This is a genomic window from endosymbiont of Ridgeia piscesae (genome assembly GCF_001443665.1).
In the GTDB taxonomy this organism is placed as follows: Bacteria; Pseudomonadota; Gammaproteobacteria; order Chromatiales; family Chromatiaceae; genus Endoriftia; species Endoriftia persephonae.
In genome coordinates, this window is the sequence record NZ_KQ557122.1 from 61194 (window position 1) to 77195 (window position 16002).

The following is a 16002-nucleotide window of genomic DNA, read 5'->3' on the forward strand; positions in this document are numbered from 1 at the left end:
GAAGATTGTCCATGGTGCTCTCCCTCAGTTGGGTCAGATAGTGTCGATTAGGGCCGCTCAGCGGCCGCGTTGAAATAGTCGAGCCGGCGGCGAAATTGCGCCCGCTCGATCGGCGCCAGCAGATCACTGGCCGACTGCAACGACGGCATCCCCAGCGGCTGTCCCGGCCCCGGCTTCTGCCAGGGCACCAGATAAAGCACCTGGGGCGACTCGCGACTGCCGATGATCGAGGTGCCCTGCAGCTCCAGCCGCTGCTCCGCCTGGGCCGGCGTCTGCATCAGCAGCGCCAACAGCAGCCAATGAAAAGAGGTTCTGTTCATGCTTATCGGCCCTCCGCCGCGATGCGCCGCTGCAGCTCGGCGATCCACACTCTGCTCTCCGCCTGCCCATCGACAGAGAACGCTGCATAACGCCGGTAGTGCGCCAGCGCCTGCTGCGGCTGATTCAGATAGAGGTCGTAGAGGATGCCCAGGTTGCGGTGCCCCAGGGCGTGATCAGGATGCGCTGCGAGCAGCGCCTGATAGAGTGCCAGCGCCTCCTTAAAGCGCCCTTGGTGACGCAACACGATAGCCCGTTGATGCTGTGCCACCGGGTTCTCCGGATCAAGCCGCAGCGCCTGCTGCAGTGCCGCATCGGCGCTCTCCAGCTGCCCCGTCCTGAGTCGCAGGATACCCAGATTGAGCCAGGGCGAGAGCAGACCGGGATACGCCTCCACCAAGCCCTGCAGCAGCGGCATGGCCTGCGCCTCATCACCTGTCTGCATCGCGCTGAGCACCTGCCGCAATTGAGCCTGGGCCGGCTCGGGCAGTCTCGCAGGCGATGCCGGCTTCTGTTCCGTAACGACCTGCAGCGGTGCATCCAAACGCGGTGTGATACCGGCACAGCCCACCAGCAGCAGGAGCAGTAGTAGAAGAGAGATCGGTCTAACGCAACGCATCGAACACCCGCTCCCCCTGCTCCTGCTTGGCATAACGCGCCGGACTCAGCGCCGCCAAGCGCTCGAAACTCTGCCTGACCCACGCGTCATAGCTCCCCTGGGCGGCCCGCCTGGCATTTACCTGGTGGGCCTCGATCGCCCGTTCCTCGAAGGGGAAGGCCTGCTCCTCCAGCAACAACTCATACTGCTCCAGCTCCGCCGCCGAGAGTCCGGCCGGACGTTCAGAATGCAGCAGCGACTCGCCAAACAGCCGGTAGATCTCGGCGAGGCGGAAGGTCGCCTGGGTGGTCACCCCGGCCTGGGCAAAACCAGCTGCCAATTCAAAGGCTTGGATGGCGCGCCAACGGGCGCTTCAGCGGGATCCGCTCAAACGCAGAGAACTCCGGCTCGGCCAGCCGCAACGCCGCATGGGCAGCGAGATAACGGCTGCGCTCACTACTGACCTGGCCGGCCTTGCGCTGCGTCGCAACAAGCTGACGCAGCCAGTAGTCGCGTTTGGCAGACTGATCCTGCTGCTGGTAGAGCTCGACCAGCCGCTGGCGCGCCTCCATCGCCGGTTCCTGTGGCTCAGGGAAACGCTTCACATAGCGCTTGAAGGCAGCCACCGCCTGCTTTCCGCTGCCGGCCTGCTGGTAGAGCTCCGCTGCCTGCCAGGTAGCCTGGAGTTGCACATCGATCGCCTGGGGAGTGGCGGCGACCCGCTCAAAGGCAGCGGCAGCCTGCAGCGGCTGCTTATCCTGCAGATAAACCAGCGCCAGTTTGCGCTGCACATCAGCAATCGACTCATGTTTGGGATAGCGACGACGAAACGCCTCCAACACCTCGGCCGCCTCGGCCCAACGGCTTGTCGCGATCAGACTGGCGGCGGCATCGTATTCGGCGGTGGCACGAATCGTCGCCCCGGGCACCACCTGGCCGACGCGCAGAAAGTGCCGGGCCGCGGCCGCCGCTGCGCCCTTCTCCCGCTGAGCGCGGCCCTGCTGGTAGATGGCGGCGGCAAGCTTTTCGCGGATCATACCCTGGCTGTTTTTTGCTGATCCCGGCAATTGTAACAGCTGGCTGTAGCCCGCCTCAGCCTCGGCGTAGTCGGCCAGTTCGAAGGCGGCATGGGCCGCTACCATCCAGCTCACCCGCTGCGCCTTCCGCTCCAGGCTGGAGCCCGACTTCAGACTGCGCCGCGCCAGCGTACGGGCCCGGGCGTAATCGCCCAGCTCAAACAGCTGCTGGGCACTGCGGCTCAGCACTTTCGCGGCCCGCGGATCATCGCCAAACCAGTCAGCAAAGCGCAGCCCACTCTCAGCCGCCTGACGCTGCCACTCTGGGCGTTGCGCCTCGGGCAGGCGCGGCGTCTGCTTTTCAAAGGCCAGTAACGCTGCATAGCCCGCCTCGGCGGCGTCCTTATGGGACGGATAGTCATAGGCGCTGCGCTGATACGCCATCACCGCCTAGTTGAACGCACCCCGCTCGAACAGCAGTTCCGCCAGCAGAAAGTTCACCGCACCACTCTCCGCCTCACCGGGGAAACGCGCCAGGTAGTGACGATACCAGGCCACTGCCAGCTCGAACCATGCATCCCGTTGCGCCTTCGAAACCCTCCCCTTCTGCTGCACCAACGCGTGGTAATGGGCGGCCAGATCACGCAGATGACGACGCAGATGGGGGGTAAGCTCGGCCCGGCTCGACGGATCCAGCTCCCGCCAGGCGGGGCCGTTGAGCCGGTAACGCTCCGCCAGCTCCTGTTTCGCCGCCAGCGCCTGACTGGGAAAACCATGTTTGGTGAAGTTATCGATCGCCAGCAGCTGCAGACCCGGTGCCTGCGGATGACTCGGGTGCTGCCGCACAAAGGCGAGATAGGCGCCAGCCGCATCGAGGATGCGCTGCTGCTTCAGATAGAGATCACCCAGGCTGCGATAGACCCGGTGCAGCCAGCCCCTGCCTCCGTTTTGCCGGAAGTAGTGATCAATGCCGGCAGCACCGCCCAACTGGATGAAGCTAAGGCTCACCACCCGCAGGGTATCCTGCAGCAGCTCCCGCTCGCCGCGCGCCAGCGCATCACTGTCGAACCGTTCCAGGGCATCGGCCCGCCGATCAAGCAATCGGGTGAAGGCATCCAGCGCCGCTTCGAAATGCTGCTGTTTGAACAGCGCCCAGCCAAGTTTGAACAGCGAACGCTGATGGAAGGGCGAGGCCTCGCCAGCCGCCACCGCAGCGGCATAAGCATGCTCGGCTCCGGCATAGTCGGCCTGCGCGAACAGCCACTCACCACGGCGGAACTGCGCCTCCTGCAGATAGGGGGAGTTGGGATGCTCCCGCACCAGCTGATCGAGGGCCTGCTGCGAGCGCGCCGGACGACCAGCCAGCGCCTCCGCCCGGGCCAGCTGGTAGAGCAGCCGATCACGTCCGGCAAAGGCCCCATCCCGCTCCAACAGCCTACGATAGAGCGCGATGGCACTGGCGAAATCCTGCGCTGACGCATTCCCAGCAGACGCATCGCCGAGGCGCTCCTCACCCTGTTCCAGCTGCAGATCTGCCAGTCGCCGGGTCGCCTCCCAAGTCAGCTCGGGCGGCGCCGGCTGCTGCAGCAGCACCTGATAGCCTGCCATCACCTGCCCGGGGGGTGGCGCCACCACCGGCTCCGCCTGCACTGTTCGCGGGCGGGCCTGCAGGCTAGCCAGGGTCGGCGGCCCCGGCTCACGCTGCAGCCAGGAGACACACCCCTGCAACAGGAGAGGAAGCAGGATCAGCGCCACTGCCCTCATGGCGTCGCTCCAGCACGGCTGGCAGCCCGATCCTGCAACTGGGCGAGGGCAAAGCGGGCGCGGGCACGCAAACCGTCGAGACCCACCTTACGCTGCTGCAGCGACTCGCTGGCGAGGCGCTTCAGTTCACCGGCCTGGGCCTGCAGGGTCTGATTCAGCGCAGGCTGCAGCTCGGCAATGCGCGCCTTCAGCGCGTCGATCCGCGTGGCAAAACCTTTGAAGCGGCCCGGCGCCTGTTGCACCGCCTGCTGCAGACGCTGGCGCTGACGTTCGCTCTGCTCCAGCTCCGTGTTGACTGAGCGAAGGTCTTTGCTGAATTGCCAGAGGCGGGGTTTAAAATCACTCTCCACTTGCCAGCGCAGCAACCCCTTCATCAGCCGCAGGCGCTGCCGTTTCTCCTCGAGCCCAGCCACATCGCCCAGCGCATCCAGGCGTCGTTCGATCGACTCGATGCGCACCAGCTGCGCCTGCTCTTTTGCATCTGCCAGCCGCATCGGCTGACTGCCGCCGGCCAGTTTATGTTCCTTTTCAAGCAACTCATCGTGGCGCTGCTGCAGACTCTGCAGAGACTGATCGGAGAGCGCCGCTTCGGCCCTCGGCAGCTGTCGAGTGTAGGCGCTTTGGCGCGCTGCCAGCATCTGATCGTAGCTCTCGATGGTGGCGGACCAATGGCTGAGATTGGTATGCAGAAAGCCCAGATCGAGATAGTCCTGATAGGCTTGGCGGAAACGGTGCTGTGCCAGCAGATCGAACAGACGGCGCTGCAGCACCGGGTCAGCCGCCGGCGGCAGATCGCCGACAGAACTGGTCTCGTCGATAGCCGATAGCGCTGGCAGCAGTGCTCCGCCGGCCACCGCCTGCAGCGCCTGATCCAGCACAGCCAACTCCTGTTTATAGCTGTCGAGCGCCTGACGGTAGCGCTTCAACGCCTCACTCTCCGCTTGCAACTGCTGCAACGCCAGGGGGATCAGCAGCAGCGCCTGCTGCACCGCCGGGTCCGCCGGAGCGCGTGCTGCCAGCGCCTGCCAGGGACTCAGCGCCTGTTCAAACTGCTGCTGGCGGAAGGCGGCCCAGCCCAGCGCCAACAGCGCCCGGTTGGAGTGGATACCCTGCAATCGCACCCGCTGCAACGGCGCTTGGGCGGCGGCGTTCTCCCCCGCCTCGAGCAACAGCAGACCGAGCAGCAGGTTGGCGCGGTCGCGCAGGGCACGGTGCTCTTCGTCGTCGGCATCGAGCTGGCTCAGTTGTTGGAGCAGTGCTCGGCCCGCCTGCTGCCGCCCCTGACCAAACTCTGCCAGCGCCCGGTTGAAGAGGTGAAAACCCTGCCAATCGTCATCCTCAGCTGTGCTCTGCAGCTGCGCTGCCGCCAAGCCAGGTTCACCCTGCGCCAGCGCAATCAGGCCGGCCAGTTCGCGCCGCTGGTGCTGCAGCGGCTCGGGCAGGGCCTCGCCAATCTGTTCGAAGGCGGTAGCTGCCCGCTCTGTGCGCCCCTGCTGCTGGTGCAGCCGCGCCAGCTGCAGCCAGGCCCGGTCACGCACCACCGGTTTCGCCGCCCGCGCCAACAGGCGTTCAAACAGCGGCTCCGCCTCATCGTACAGACCATAGGCGAGATAGAGCCCACCCAGGATCAGCGCCGGCTCATCACCCTGAGCCTGCATCAGCCCCTGCGCCTGGGCCATCTGCAGATGGGTGATGGCAGTGAAGTTGCGCTGTTGGAAGAGCTGAAACAGCGCCTCGCCATAATGCAGGTCGCGCACCCCGGCGCTGGGTGGTGCCGACTCAGCCAGTACGACGCCTCCCAGCGCTACCATCAACAGAGCGCAGCCCAGTCGCGCGATGAAAGCTGGCCGACTCACTCCCACTCCCGCACGCTGAACTCCGGCTGCTGTTTTGCTTCCAGATCGACGATGCGCAGCTCCAGCAGCTTGGGACTGATCCCCTTGCTGAACTTGAGGCTGGTGGCGCGGCGATAGTCGCGGCCGGAGGGGCCAACACCGGTGAAGAAGGCGACCAGTTCATGCTCACCACTCTTCAGGTTGCCGAGGAACAGCCGCTGCACCCCACCGCGGCGCAGCGCCGCCAGCTCCCGCTTGGTGTAGAGGTGGTTGGCCAGCTCCTTGTCGTCGATCTTCAGCTGCACCGAGTCGAGACTGAAGTAATCGCCGAGATCGAGGGAGAGGAACACCGAGACCTGAGTGTGGCCGGGGAACAGCAGCTCCTCTTCCAGCAGGAAGAGATCCCGATTGAGCGCTAGCACCGCCTTCTTCAGCGCCCGCACCTCCCTCTGCAGATCAGCCGGCTCTGCGGCCTGAGATTGACTCGAAATGGCAAGGAACAAAATTAGCGGCATCACCGCCAACAGCAGTCGGTAGAGCATCGGCATATCAGAGGGTCCCGCTGACGATGGGTTGAAAGGCGGTGAGCCGGTCGAGCAGTGCCGCATTGCCCAGGCCGTGACCGGGGAACAGTCCGCCGAAGCGGCCCTGCTCACCGTGCAGCGCCATGTAGTTGAGCACCACCGTCTCTACCAGCAGGTTGACGTTGTTGGCCGCCGGGGCGGAGGCGGTTTCCACCGAGCCATCACCGCGGAAGAAGCCAATCTGCTGATGCTGCGCCTGCTGTTCCGGGCTGGCGCCGAGCAGTGCCGGACGCCCTGCCGGGTTGTAGACGAGAAAAAAGGAGGCGGCGGTGGAGGAGTTGTCGCCAGTCCAGACGCCCTTGCCACGCCCCTCTGCCGAGTTGTCGAGACTGCCGTTGCTGGCCACCGAGCCGTCGCTGAAACAGTAGAGCATCAGCGGTACACCGAGCCGCGCGGCATACTCTAGGCAGGCCCCCATGCAGCGCCCGGCGCGCAGGTCGCGGATCTCGCCCACCGCCCGGTTGCCGGTGTGGTAGTCAAAGCCGCCCATGGTGATGGTGCCAGCCCCGGCATAGCCATTGAGCACCAGCTTCATCACCGCGGCGGTCTTGCGAAACTCAGCCTCGTCGTCATATTCGGCCTGGCTGAAGATCGGCCCGACGATATCCGGGTCGATGGAGGGGTTGAGCGCCGGGATCACTGCGCCGTTGATACTGGCGGCGGTACCGGGCGAAACCCGCTCCAGGATGCCGCGCAGAAAGGCGCTGTCACTGTGGAAGGCGAGCCCCAGGTCACTGTTGATGAAGTCACTGAAGCCAGTATCGGGATTGCTCAGCGGCGGGATCATGTCACCGGGCAGGCCGAGGCGACTGTAGCCGGCGGTGGTGAGAAAGTCGCGCTGACCACCCTGGCGGCCCACCAGCACATTGGAACCGGCGATATTCGCGCCGCCAGCCAGGTCGAAACAGATGAAGGGGATCTTGCCGGCCCCCTGCACCGCAATGCCACAGGATTGCTTGAGCGCCTGCAGATCGCTGGAGAGGACGGCACTGGCCTGGCGCGGATTGGCAAACAGGCCAAACAGGCCCGGCGCGGTCACCGCCCCCAGCCCGGCAGCCAGCCCCTGGCGAATGAAGTCACGCCGGCTGATCGGGCGAGGGTGGTCCGGGTAGAGCAGCGGCGCATCCGGGGAGAGGTTCCTGAGTCGTCGTTTCATCATTGTGTCCGGGTTATTGCAGCAGCATCACCGCACTGCCGAGCAGTGCCGCGCAGTTGGCCTTGACCACCGTGGCGGTGCGCCCCGCCTCACAGCTGGCACCGCAGGCAGTCAACCGATCGGTGAGCTGATTCAGCTCGGCACGGGCCTCCGCTTCGGCGGGCTGATCGGCCAGATCTCCACCGAGCATCCGGCTCAGTAGCGGATCAAGCATCAACGCCCGGCCACCGGCAAAGGCGCTCCGGGGCTCGCTGTCGAAGGGGAAACCGGGGAAGTAGCTGCTGCGCAGGGCTTGGTCCTCCACCAGTGCGTTGCAATATTCGATCGCCAGCTGCGACACCGCCACCTGATGGGCGGAGAGGAAACCGCCGATCTTCTCCACCGCCGGCAACTGCTGCTTGACGCTGTCGAAGGTGGCACGCACCTCCGACTGACTCGGGCTGACGCCGGTCAGCTCCGCCATGCTGGCGTTGATTTCATCGAAGGTGCGCAGGCCGATCACCGGCTGCGGCTCACCATCGGCGGGCGGTGGCGGAGCCAGCGGCATCGGCTCGGTAAACACATGGCTGTGACTGCCGAGGCGCTCGAAGCTGAGGAAGAATTCATCCCCCGCCACACCCCGCTCACTGGCGATGATGGTGCCCAGCGGCGATAGCAGCTGCCCCTGTTCAGGCGAGTAGGCGAACCCACCGAGGCGCAGGTCAAGATTGCTGTAGACCTGCCCCACCACCGCTTCGTGGCCGTTGATGCCGATACGCATGCCGGCCAGAGGGGTGTTGCTCGGCTGCACCGTCGCATCCAGGCTGATGAAGCGCGGCTGGTTGAACAGATAGCTGTAGCTGTCGAACTGGCTTACCTCGAACAGGATGTAGCTCTGCGCCAGACCAACCAGCTCGCTGACGCTGAACAACAGGAAGAACTTCTCGCCGACCCCGGCGGCCTGGTTGCGGGCGATCTGTTCCGGGGTGAGTGCGCGATTGTGGATCGCCAGCAGCCTCAGCTTGCCGAGCCAGGGGCGATCGCCGGAGACCTCGTTGCCGAGCACCAGGGCAAAGCTGTCATCCCAGTCGATCAGGCTACCGCCGGGCAGCGGATCAATATCCCCGGTGAACTGGCCGTTGACGTAGATACGCCGGCCATTGAGCGGGTCACAGCTGACTACGATATGCTGCTCGGCAGCCTGCAGCCGCTCATCCGCATCAGCGGTGGAGAGGCCCGGTTCGCCGTCCGCCCCGGTCTGCTCGGTGCGCTGCAGGAAGTCGTAGTTGTAACGGGTCTGGCCTAGGGTGAAGTTGCGCGTGTCGACGCCGCCGGAGTAGCTGACGATGCGCGCCAGCCCCTCCTGGGTAACATTGGCCGGCACCACCCAGGCCTCAATGGAGTACTCGCCGGTGGCCTGGATCAATTCGATCAGCTTGCGGCTGGCGCTGGTAGGGCCCTGCACCTTGCCGCCGGCGAAGTTCAGCCCCCAGCCGCTGACCCAGCTGACATCGCCGCTGAGAGTGAGGTTGAGCGCCGGTTCGACACCGCTGGTGTCGTAGACTGTCGTCCCCTCACCGATCTTGAATTCGTAGAGGGCGATCTGGTTTGACTCATAACGGCTGCCACCGCTGGCGATCACACCATCGCCCAGCTGCAGCGCCTTGCTCAGCACCAGCGCCGGATCGACCGGGGTCGGTACCACTTGGGCGGCGATCGCCTCGATCTGCGAGCGCAGTTCAGCTGCGTCGCTCTGGCAGTCGCCGCTCCAGCAGTTGTGGAACTCATCACGCAGCCGCACCACCAGGCGCGACTGCTGCGGCAGGTCAAGATCGACCTTGGCGGCGACCGCGGCGTAGGCGGCGGCCAGATCGGGGCCGGCAAAGAACGGTGCCTGGGCAGTCGCGGCATCCTCCCAGTGGCACTCGGCGCAATGGCTAGTAAGCAGCGGATAGAGGGTGGCGCCGAACAACGTTGGGTCGTCTGGCAGGATACGCGAATCACCTACCGTCTTGAGCGGCGGCGCCTTGAGTTCGATCTGGCGCCCATCACCGATGCCGGTGCTGTCGGCCCAGGCGTCGAGATAGGCGGTGATCACCGCGGCACAGGCGGCATCGCAGTCGAGCCAGCAATTGTGGCCAGCACCGATTTTGCTAACCAGGCGCGAGTCGACGGTGGCGCTGAGATCGACCAGCGGATTGGCCGCGCTGTAGGCGAGATTGACATCGTCATCCCGCACGAACTGGGGCGACTGCCCGCCGACGCTATGGCAGGCGCCACAGCGGTTGGTGGCACGCAGCGGTTCCCAGAGGTGGAGGCGAAACGCCTGAGCATCGTCGGTGCGCGCTGCCGGGCCACTGTAGCCGCCCTGCGACGGAGCCTGGGTCTGCGGATTGGCGGTAGTGCTGCCCCCCTCCATGCAACCACCCAGCAGCAGGCCAGCGAGTAGGCTGAGAATGAGCGAGCCACGACTGGCCCCTCTAATTAGATTGGCTGATCGCATCACTCCCCTCGGCAGTAGACCGCCGACTCGGCGAAGAGCCGTTTTAGACTGTAGTTATTGGCCCGGAAGGAGTCGCTCATAGCAGCTATCTGGGCGTGGTCGGCACTGTCCACCGGCTCGCGCAGGCAGACCGCCTTGAAGACCTTCTTCGTCTGGCAACTGGCGAAGGCCTGACTGTTGGCCAGCTCCACACCGAGGGATTTGGCGCCGTTACCGCGACCCGGCAGGGCCGAGTCCCAGTCGAGCAAGGCGTTGGGGCCGGCGCGCCAGTAATTGTCCCATTGGTCGTCCGGGGTCACATAGCCCGGTTTGAAGTTGTCGGCGTTGATCAGGTATTTGGGACGCACCTGGCCGGGGGTGTAGAGCAGCCGCCCGGCGACCTCGTCGTAGTCGTAGTAGGCGTAGGCCTGCACCAGCGGGTCCATACCGGCGTGGCAGCCGACACAGTTGTTGAGGAACAGGCGGCTGTCACCGCCAGGGCTGCGGGGGATATCCTGGCGGACACGGTCCGCGGCGCGGTTGGTGTCCTTGATCTGCTCCAGATCGAGACAGAGATGGTTGAGCAGAGTAAAGCGGAACATCGCCCGGTTGGTGCCAGCGATAAAAAACGCCCGGGCCGCCTGCCGACTGGTGATGACACCAGCGGTGGCGGTAGCGGGCAAACCGTTGAGATCCGACTGGCGGGCGGCGACCAGCGCATCCTTGAGCGGCACGCCGCTCACCTCCAGGGCCTCGTAGTGATCATTGTTGGCGGGTGAGTAGGGCGGCAGGCCCAGTGCCGGGTCGCCCTGATAGAGCAGATCAGCCGAGAGCAGCTGATTGAACGGCACCTCGTCCCGCACCATGCCGATCACCGTGACGCTATAATCGTTGAGCGGCACGAACAGGCTCTGCTCTTCGTTGGTCCAGGGGGCAGCGAAGTTCTTCAGGGGCACATCGTAGAAGGCCGAATGCTCCATCGCCAGATAGGCGGCTGCCAGCGGATCGTTATTGGCGCTGATCTGCGTCTCCATCTGCGCCAGCACCGATGCCTGCGGCGGCACGCCAGCAACAGATCAGCGATGGCTGGTCGCCAACCGCCTATCAAATCCAAAATTCTGTTCATCTCTATTTATCGCGCAATTGTCGTCGTTTATTTTGGCTCCCTGCCGACACAAAAAATGCCAGACTGAACGACATCAATAATTAAAAAACCGGCACGAAGTCTCCCTTTTTGAACCGACATGAACGCGCATTAATAATTACCAACCAAGTCACAGGCAATTAAAGAACGCCTCATCACCCGAGTGCAATGCAATTAACAAAAAAACCTGCATTCTGCTACAGACCACCCAATTAACAGATAGCTTCATCACACTCTGAATCCAGCAAGAATGTTCACTTAAGATATTGTCCATGCTGACATTATTTTATCTTTTATTTAGTCAGCAAGCCGCCATTTATAATGCTGACGTTTTACTCAAGCCAGCCCTAAATACGGCTTGATATAAATCATGCGTGCAAGCAGAGGATGCTTCTGTGACGAGCATTTAACTTCCACCCTGGCCGCTGTGATTATGTTTGCAGTTTTTTCCACGCCCCCCATTCATAATTAGCTCAGCTTTTTACAGATTAATTAATCTGCGTTTCCGGCCATTAAATTGAGAAATAAATCCCAAGCAGTTCAGCTCCAACCCTGAACACCATTAGGAATTAGCCGGCCTGCAGGCAAGCAGTTCAATTTTCAACCTATTCATTACATAAAGACGGGGACCAACAGCGGATGTATTATTTCGCCTGCCTGAATCGCAGCCTTGCCGGCCTGCTGGCACTGATGCTACTCGCCGGCTGTGGCGGGGAGGGCCAGGCTCCCGATCCGGTGGTGATCGATTACCCGCTCGCCTATATCAAACGACCTGCCGAGGCTATCGAGCAGGAGGATGTGCGCCGACTCATCACCTTCAGCGCTGGCGCCGATCTCTATCTGCGCGAGCGCGCCTCACCCAGCGCAGCGAAGATCAACCTCACCCACAACATCACTGGCGGGCTGGGCGACGTGCGCGATCTGCAGCCCTCCTACGATGGCGAACGGCTGCTGTTCTCTTTGCGCCTGCCACAGATCGAAGGCGCGGAGGAGGCCGACCAGCCAAGCTGGAACATCTGGGAGTACAGTCGCGCCGACCACAGCCTGCGGCGCATCATCCCCTCCGACACCCTGGCCGAAGCGGGTCACGACATCGCCCCCACTACCTGCCGGACGGGCGGATCCTGTTTAGTTCCAGCCGCCAGAAGAGCGCCAAGGCGCTGCTACTTGACGAGGGCAAGCCGCAATACCCGGCACTCAACGAGGCACGCCAGGAGCCCATCTTCGTGCTGCATCTGATGAACGCCGACGGCAGCAACATCCAGCAGATCTCCTTCAACCAGAGTCACGATCTCGACCCCACGGTACTGAGCGACGGCCGAGTCGTGTTCAGCCGCTGGCAGCGCAGCAGCGGCGATGCGATCAGTCTCTATCAGATGAACCCGGACGGCACTGAGCTGCAGCTGCTCTACGGCGCCAACAGCCACGCCACCGGCACGAACGGCGCAGCGGTGCAGTTCCTGCGCCCCCGCGAGCTGCCTGACGGTGGTCTGCTGACACTGCTGAAGCCGTTCAATGGACTGAATGGCGGCGGCGACCTGGTGCGCATCGACATCGACAACTTCGTCGAGCACGACCGCCCCCTTATAGGCGGCAAGGCCGCGCCGGGCACTGCCCAGCCGCCTGCTACCATCAACCTAGTACGCACCGACAACGCCCCCTCGCCAGGCGGACGCTACCGCGACGCCTTCCCGCTCTGGGACGGCACCGAGCGGCTGTTGTTGAGCTGGAACCAATGCCGACTACGCATCGGCGAGCACACCCTGCCCTGCACAGAGGAGAATCTGGCCGATCCTCAGGCAGAGGAGGCCCCTCCGCTCTACGGCCTCTACGTCTACGACCCGGCCGAGGCAACTCAACAACCACTACTCACCCCACAGGAGGGGGTGATCTATGAAGAGGTGGTGGCGCTACAGGTGCGCACCCCGCCGACGGTCATCTTCGACAAAGCTGCCGGGGTCGGGCTGGACGGCGAGATGGTCGATGCCGGGGTCGGCCTGTTGCAGATCCGCAGCGTCTACGATCTGGACGGCCAGGACAGTGCCGAACCCGACCTCACAACCCTGGCCGATCCGACCCAGACCAGACCGGACCAGCGCCCACTGCGCTTCCTGCGCCTCTACAAGCCGGTGGCCCTACCCGAGCGCAATCTGCTGGTGATCCCCAACAGCGCCTTCGGCCGCAACCGCGGGCTGGGGATGCGTGAGATCCTCGGCTACGCCCCCATCGAACCCGACGGCTCGGTGAGTATCCGGGTACCTGCTGACACCCCCTTCAGCTTCAGCCTGCTTGACCGGGCAGGGCGGCGTGTCGGCCCACGCCACGACCACTGGCCGCAGCTGCGCCCCGGCGAGAGCCTGGAGTGCCACGGCTGTCACGATCCGGCCAGCCCTGTGCCCCATGCTCGCCAGGATGCCCTGCCAGCAGCGCTCAACTCCGGCGCACTAGGCGATGGCCTGCCGTTCCCCAACAGCGACCCGGCGATCTGGGCCAATCAGGGCGAGACCATGGCCCAGGCACGGGGCCGGATCAGCTGCCAGAGCGACTGCGCCGCCATCACCCCCAGCGTCGATCTGCAGTTCGAGGACCACTGGGCCGACCCCGCAGTGCAGCCAAAAGCGCCGTCCTTCAGCTACCGCTACACTGATCTAACCAGCCCGGCCCCGGCCAGCGAGGCCTGCCAGCAGCGCTGGTCTCGCCTCTGCCGCAGCGTGATCCACTATGAGACGCATATCCATCCGCTCTGGAGCCTGCCCCGCCAGCGGCTCGACGCTCAGGGACAGCTCATCGAAGACCAGACCTGCAGCCGCTGCCACGCCACCACCGACGACAACAGTGCACTGCAACTGCCCGCCGCCCAGCTTGACCTGAGCGACGGCCCCTCGGATGCCGAGCCGGATCACTTCAAGGCCTACCGGGAGCTGCTGTTCCCCGACAATGCCCAGGAGATCCGCGACGGGCTGCTGCAGGACCAGCAGCTAGCGGCCACCGACGAGCTCGGCAACCCTCTGTTCGAGACCGATGGTGAGGGCAACCCGATCCTCGACGAGGCGGGTCAGCCGATCCCGCTACTGGTGCCGGTAGCCGCCCCCGGCCCTTCGATGCGCGCCGGCTCCGCCCTGGGCAGCTATTTTTTCGACAGGTTCGCCGCCAGCGGCTCCCACGCCGATTATCTGAGCCCGGCCGAGCTACGACTGCTGTCGGAGTGGCTCGACATCGGCGCCCAGTACTGGAACAACCCGTTCGACATCCCGCGCGATGAGTGAGTCGATGCCCTCTCCCCGCTGCAATCGCTCACTACTCTGGCTACTGCTGTGGCTGCTCAGCCTGCCAACAGCGTCCGAGGAACAGTATCGCCAAGTAGAGATCAGTGCGCCGTTTATCGAACTGCAGAGCGGCCCGGGGCGCGCCTTCCCCGCTTTCCATGCTGTGGCGCGGGGCGAACGGGTGGAGATCCTGATGCGCCGCACCGATTGGTTCAAGCTGCGCACCCACAAAGGAGTGGAGGGCTGGGTCCATCTGCAGCAGCTCAGTGGCAACCTGGACAGCCTGGGTGAGCCACTGCACCTGGATACACCGCGTCTAGCTGACTTCCGTCAGCGCCGCTGGGAGGCTGGACTGCTCGGTGGTTATCTAGAGGGTGCGGCACTGCTCAGCGGCTATGGCGGCTTCGCCTTCTCACCGAACCTGTCGGCAGAACTATCGCTCTCCCACGCCCTCGGCAACTTCTCCAGTCAGCTGATGGCGGACATCAACCTGCTTGCCCAACCCTTCCCGGAGTGGCCAGTCTCGCCTTTCTTCACCATCGGCACCGGCCTGATCCACACCCGCCCACGCAGCACCTTGGTGCAGAGCGAGGATCGCACCGATCAGACCGCCAACGTCGGTCTGGGCGCGAAGCTCTATCTAGGACGCCGCTTCATGCTGCGCGGCGAATACAAACACCGGCTGATATTCACCAGCCGTGACGACAACGAGGAGTACTCGGAATGGAAATTAGGCATCGCTTTCTTCTTCTGATCGCCGGGCTGCTCTGCTGGCAACCTGTGAGCCTGCTGGGCGCGGAGCCGATAATCGAGCCCGATCTGCCGCGCCGCGAAATCGTCGAGCCGGCCATCGACACCGAGGACTTCGAGATCGGCCTGTTCGCCGGCGCCCTCAGCATCGAGGACTTCGGCACCAACCCAGTCTATGGAGTACGCCTCAACTACCACCTCACTGAGGACTTCTTCCTCGAGGCAGGCCTCACCAGCTCACGGGCTAGCAAAACCAGCTATGAACTGCTCAGCGGCGGCGCCCAACTGCTCACCGACAGCGAGCGCAACTTCACCTACTACAACCTCTCAGTGGGCTACAACCTGCTGCCTGGGGAGGTCTTCATCGGTCGTGACCGGGCCTTCAACAGCCAGCTCTATCTGATCGGCGGGGCCGGCAGCAGCACCTTCGCCGGCGACGACCACTTCAGCATCAACCTCGGCCTCGGCTACCGGCTGCTGCTCAGCGACAGCTTCGCACTGCATCTTGACCTGCGTGACCAGCTGTTCAGCAGCGATCTGTTGGGGGAGGAGAAGACCACCCACAACATCGAAATGAGCGGCGGGCTGAGCATCTTCTTTTAGAGAGTTATCACCATGAAACAACCCAACAGAATCTCCCATCAGCTGATACTGCTGGCCCTGCTGCTGTTTATCAGCCCGGTGCGGGCGACTCAACCGGCCCCCGACTTCACCCTGAAGAGCCTCAGCGGCGAGAACCTGCGCCTCAGCGAGCTGCGCGGCGAGGTGGTGATGATCAACTTCTGGGCCAGCTGGTGCGACCCTTGCCGGCAGGAGATGCCACTGCTGGAGGCGCTCTATCAGCGCTACCGGCCCCTCGGCTTCACCCTGCTCGGGGTCAATGTCGAACAGGAGAGCGCCAAGGCACGCAAGCTGGCGAAGGAGCTGGGAGTGAGCTTTCCGATCCTGTTCGACAGTGACAACCAGGTCAGCAAAAACTATGGGGTGGCGGCGATGCCCACCACCCTGCTAATCGATCGGGACGGCAATCAGCGCTTCATTCACCAAGGCTATCAGCCCGGTTACGAAGAGGCCTATCAGGAGCAGATCCGGCTGCTGGTGGGGGAGTAG

Annotated in this window: 15 protein-coding genes; 5 read left to right on the top strand and 10 right to left on the bottom strand. The window is 63.9% G+C overall.

Annotated elements, in window-relative coordinates; all coding sequences use genetic code 11:
• Nucleotides 1-47: 47 nt before the first annotated feature.
• The 10 genes from Ga0074115_RS05630 to Ga0074115_RS05665 are packed head-to-tail and all read right to left on the bottom strand — an operon-like array spanning nt 48 to nt 10796.
• Nucleotides 48-320: a hypothetical protein gene (locus Ga0074115_RS05630; protein ID WP_057954974.1), complete on the bottom strand. Its 273-nt coding sequence runs from the start codon at nt 318-320 to the stop codon at nt 48-50.
• A gap of 2 nt (nt 321-322) precedes the next feature.
• Nucleotides 323-937, bottom strand: coding sequence for a tetratricopeptide repeat protein (locus tag Ga0074115_RS05635; RefSeq protein WP_232432921.1), 615 nt, complete (start codon nt 935-937; stop codon nt 323-325).
• The gene (locus tag Ga0074115_RS16620) at nt 924-1256 is read right to left on the bottom strand and encodes a hypothetical protein (RefSeq protein ID WP_057954976.1); all 333 of its coding nucleotides are present in this window, start codon (nt 1254-1256) and stop codon (nt 924-926) included. The genes Ga0074115_RS05635 and Ga0074115_RS16620 overlap by 14 nt, the downstream gene beginning before the upstream one ends.
• A gap of 1 nt (nt 1257) precedes the next feature.
• Nucleotides 1258-2376, bottom strand: coding sequence for a tetratricopeptide repeat protein (locus Ga0074115_RS16625; RefSeq protein WP_232432922.1), 1119 nt, complete (start codon nt 2374-2376; stop codon nt 1258-1260).
• A gap of 6 nt (nt 2377-2382) precedes the next feature.
• Nucleotides 2383-3696: a tetratricopeptide repeat protein gene (locus tag Ga0074115_RS16630; RefSeq protein WP_232432923.1), complete on the bottom strand. Its 1314-nt coding sequence runs from the start codon at nt 3694-3696 to the stop codon at nt 2383-2385.
• Nucleotides 3693-5552, bottom strand: a complete 1860-nt coding sequence (locus tag Ga0074115_RS05645) for a tetratricopeptide repeat protein (protein WP_060528303.1) — start codon at nt 5550-5552, stop codon at nt 3693-3695. The genes Ga0074115_RS16630 and Ga0074115_RS05645 overlap by 4 nt, the downstream gene beginning before the upstream one ends.
• Nucleotides 5549-6079 (bottom strand): hypothetical protein, encoded by a 531-nt coding sequence (locus Ga0074115_RS05650; RefSeq protein ID WP_057954978.1) that lies wholly within the window; start codon nt 6077-6079, stop codon nt 5549-5551. The genes Ga0074115_RS05645 and Ga0074115_RS05650 overlap by 4 nt, the downstream gene beginning before the upstream one ends.
• A 1-nt stretch (nt 6080) precedes the next feature.
• Entirely contained in the window at nt 6081-7274 is a 1194-nt protein-coding gene (locus Ga0074115_RS05655; protein ID WP_057954979.1) for a hypothetical protein, read from the bottom strand.
• Between the two features lie 10 nt (nt 7275-7284).
• Nucleotides 7285-9753 carry a LamG domain-containing protein gene (locus Ga0074115_RS05660; RefSeq protein ID WP_060528304.1) on the bottom strand — a complete coding sequence of 823 codons (2469 nt, stop codon included), beginning with the start codon at nt 9751-9753 and terminating at the stop codon, nt 7285-7287.
• Complete coding sequence (locus Ga0074115_RS05665; protein ID WP_057954980.1) at nt 9753-10796, bottom strand: hypothetical protein; 1044 nt, start codon at nt 10794-10796, stop codon at nt 9753-9755. The genes Ga0074115_RS05660 and Ga0074115_RS05665 overlap by 1 nt, the downstream gene beginning before the upstream one ends.
• A gap of 719 nt (nt 10797-11515) precedes the next feature.
• On the opposite strand from Ga0074115_RS05665, the gene Ga0074115_RS05670 reads away from it, so the two are divergent.
• The 5 genes from Ga0074115_RS05670 to Ga0074115_RS05690 are packed head-to-tail and all read left to right on the top strand — an operon-like array spanning nt 11516 to nt 16002.
• A complete protein-coding gene (locus Ga0074115_RS05670; RefSeq protein WP_057954981.1) occupies nt 11516-12115 on the top strand; it encodes a hypothetical protein in 600 nt (199 codons plus the stop codon).
• Complete coding sequence (locus tag Ga0074115_RS05675; RefSeq protein ID WP_060528306.1) at nt 12103-14142, top strand: HzsA-related protein; 2040 nt, start codon at nt 12103-12105, stop codon at nt 14140-14142. The genes Ga0074115_RS05670 and Ga0074115_RS05675 overlap by 13 nt, the downstream gene beginning before the upstream one ends.
• A gap of 4 nt (nt 14143-14146) precedes the next feature.
• Nucleotides 14147-14896: an SH3 domain-containing protein gene (locus Ga0074115_RS05680; RefSeq protein WP_232432924.1), complete on the top strand. Its 750-nt coding sequence runs from the start codon at nt 14147-14149 to the stop codon at nt 14894-14896.
• Nucleotides 14866-15495: an outer membrane beta-barrel domain-containing protein gene (locus Ga0074115_RS05685; RefSeq protein ID WP_060528308.1), complete on the top strand. Its 630-nt coding sequence runs from the start codon at nt 14866-14868 to the stop codon at nt 15493-15495. Before Ga0074115_RS05680 ends, Ga0074115_RS05685 begins: the two co-directional genes overlap by 31 nt.
• A gap of 12 nt (nt 15496-15507) precedes the next feature.
• The gene (locus tag Ga0074115_RS05690; RefSeq protein WP_060528309.1) at nt 15508-16002 is read left to right on the top strand and encodes a TlpA disulfide reductase family protein; all 495 of its coding nucleotides are present in this window, start codon (nt 15508-15510) and stop codon (nt 16000-16002) included.

Coding starts and splice junctions, on each gene's coding strand:
- Ga0074115_RS05630 (WP_057954974.1), bottom strand. CDS start 320: ATGAACAGAACCTCTTTTCATTGGCTGCTGTTGGCGCTGCTGATGCAG.
- Ga0074115_RS05635 (WP_232432921.1), bottom strand. CDS start 937: ATGCGTTGCGTTAGACCGATCTCTCTTCTACTACTGCTCCTGCTGCTG.
- Ga0074115_RS16625 (WP_232432922.1), bottom strand. CDS start 2,376: ATGGCGTATCAGCGCAGCGCCTATGACTATCCGTCCCATAAGGACGCC.
- Ga0074115_RS16630 (WP_232432923.1), bottom strand. CDS start 3,696: ATGAGGGCAGTGGCGCTGATCCTGCTTCCTCTCCTGTTGCAGGGGTGT.
- Ga0074115_RS05650 (WP_057954978.1), bottom strand. CDS start 6,079: ATGCCGATGCTCTACCGACTGCTGTTGGCGGTGATGCCGCTAATTTTG.
- Ga0074115_RS05655 (WP_057954979.1), bottom strand. CDS start 7,274: ATGATGAAACGACGACTCAGGAACCTCTCCCCGGATGCGCCGCTGCTC.
- Ga0074115_RS05660 (WP_060528304.1), bottom strand. CDS start 9,753: ATGCGATCAGCCAATCTAATTAGAGGGGCCAGTCGTGGCTCGCTCATT.
- Ga0074115_RS05670 (WP_057954981.1), top strand. CDS start 11,516: ATGTATTATTTCGCCTGCCTGAATCGCAGCCTTGCCGGCCTGCTGGCA.
- Ga0074115_RS05680 (WP_232432924.1), top strand. CDS start 14,147: ATGCCCTCTCCCCGCTGCAATCGCTCACTACTCTGGCTACTGCTGTGG.
- Ga0074115_RS05685 (WP_060528308.1), top strand. CDS start 14,866: ATGGAAATTAGGCATCGCTTTCTTCTTCTGATCGCCGGGCTGCTCTGC.
- Ga0074115_RS05690 (WP_060528309.1), top strand. CDS start 15,508: ATGAAACAACCCAACAGAATCTCCCATCAGCTGATACTGCTGGCCCTG.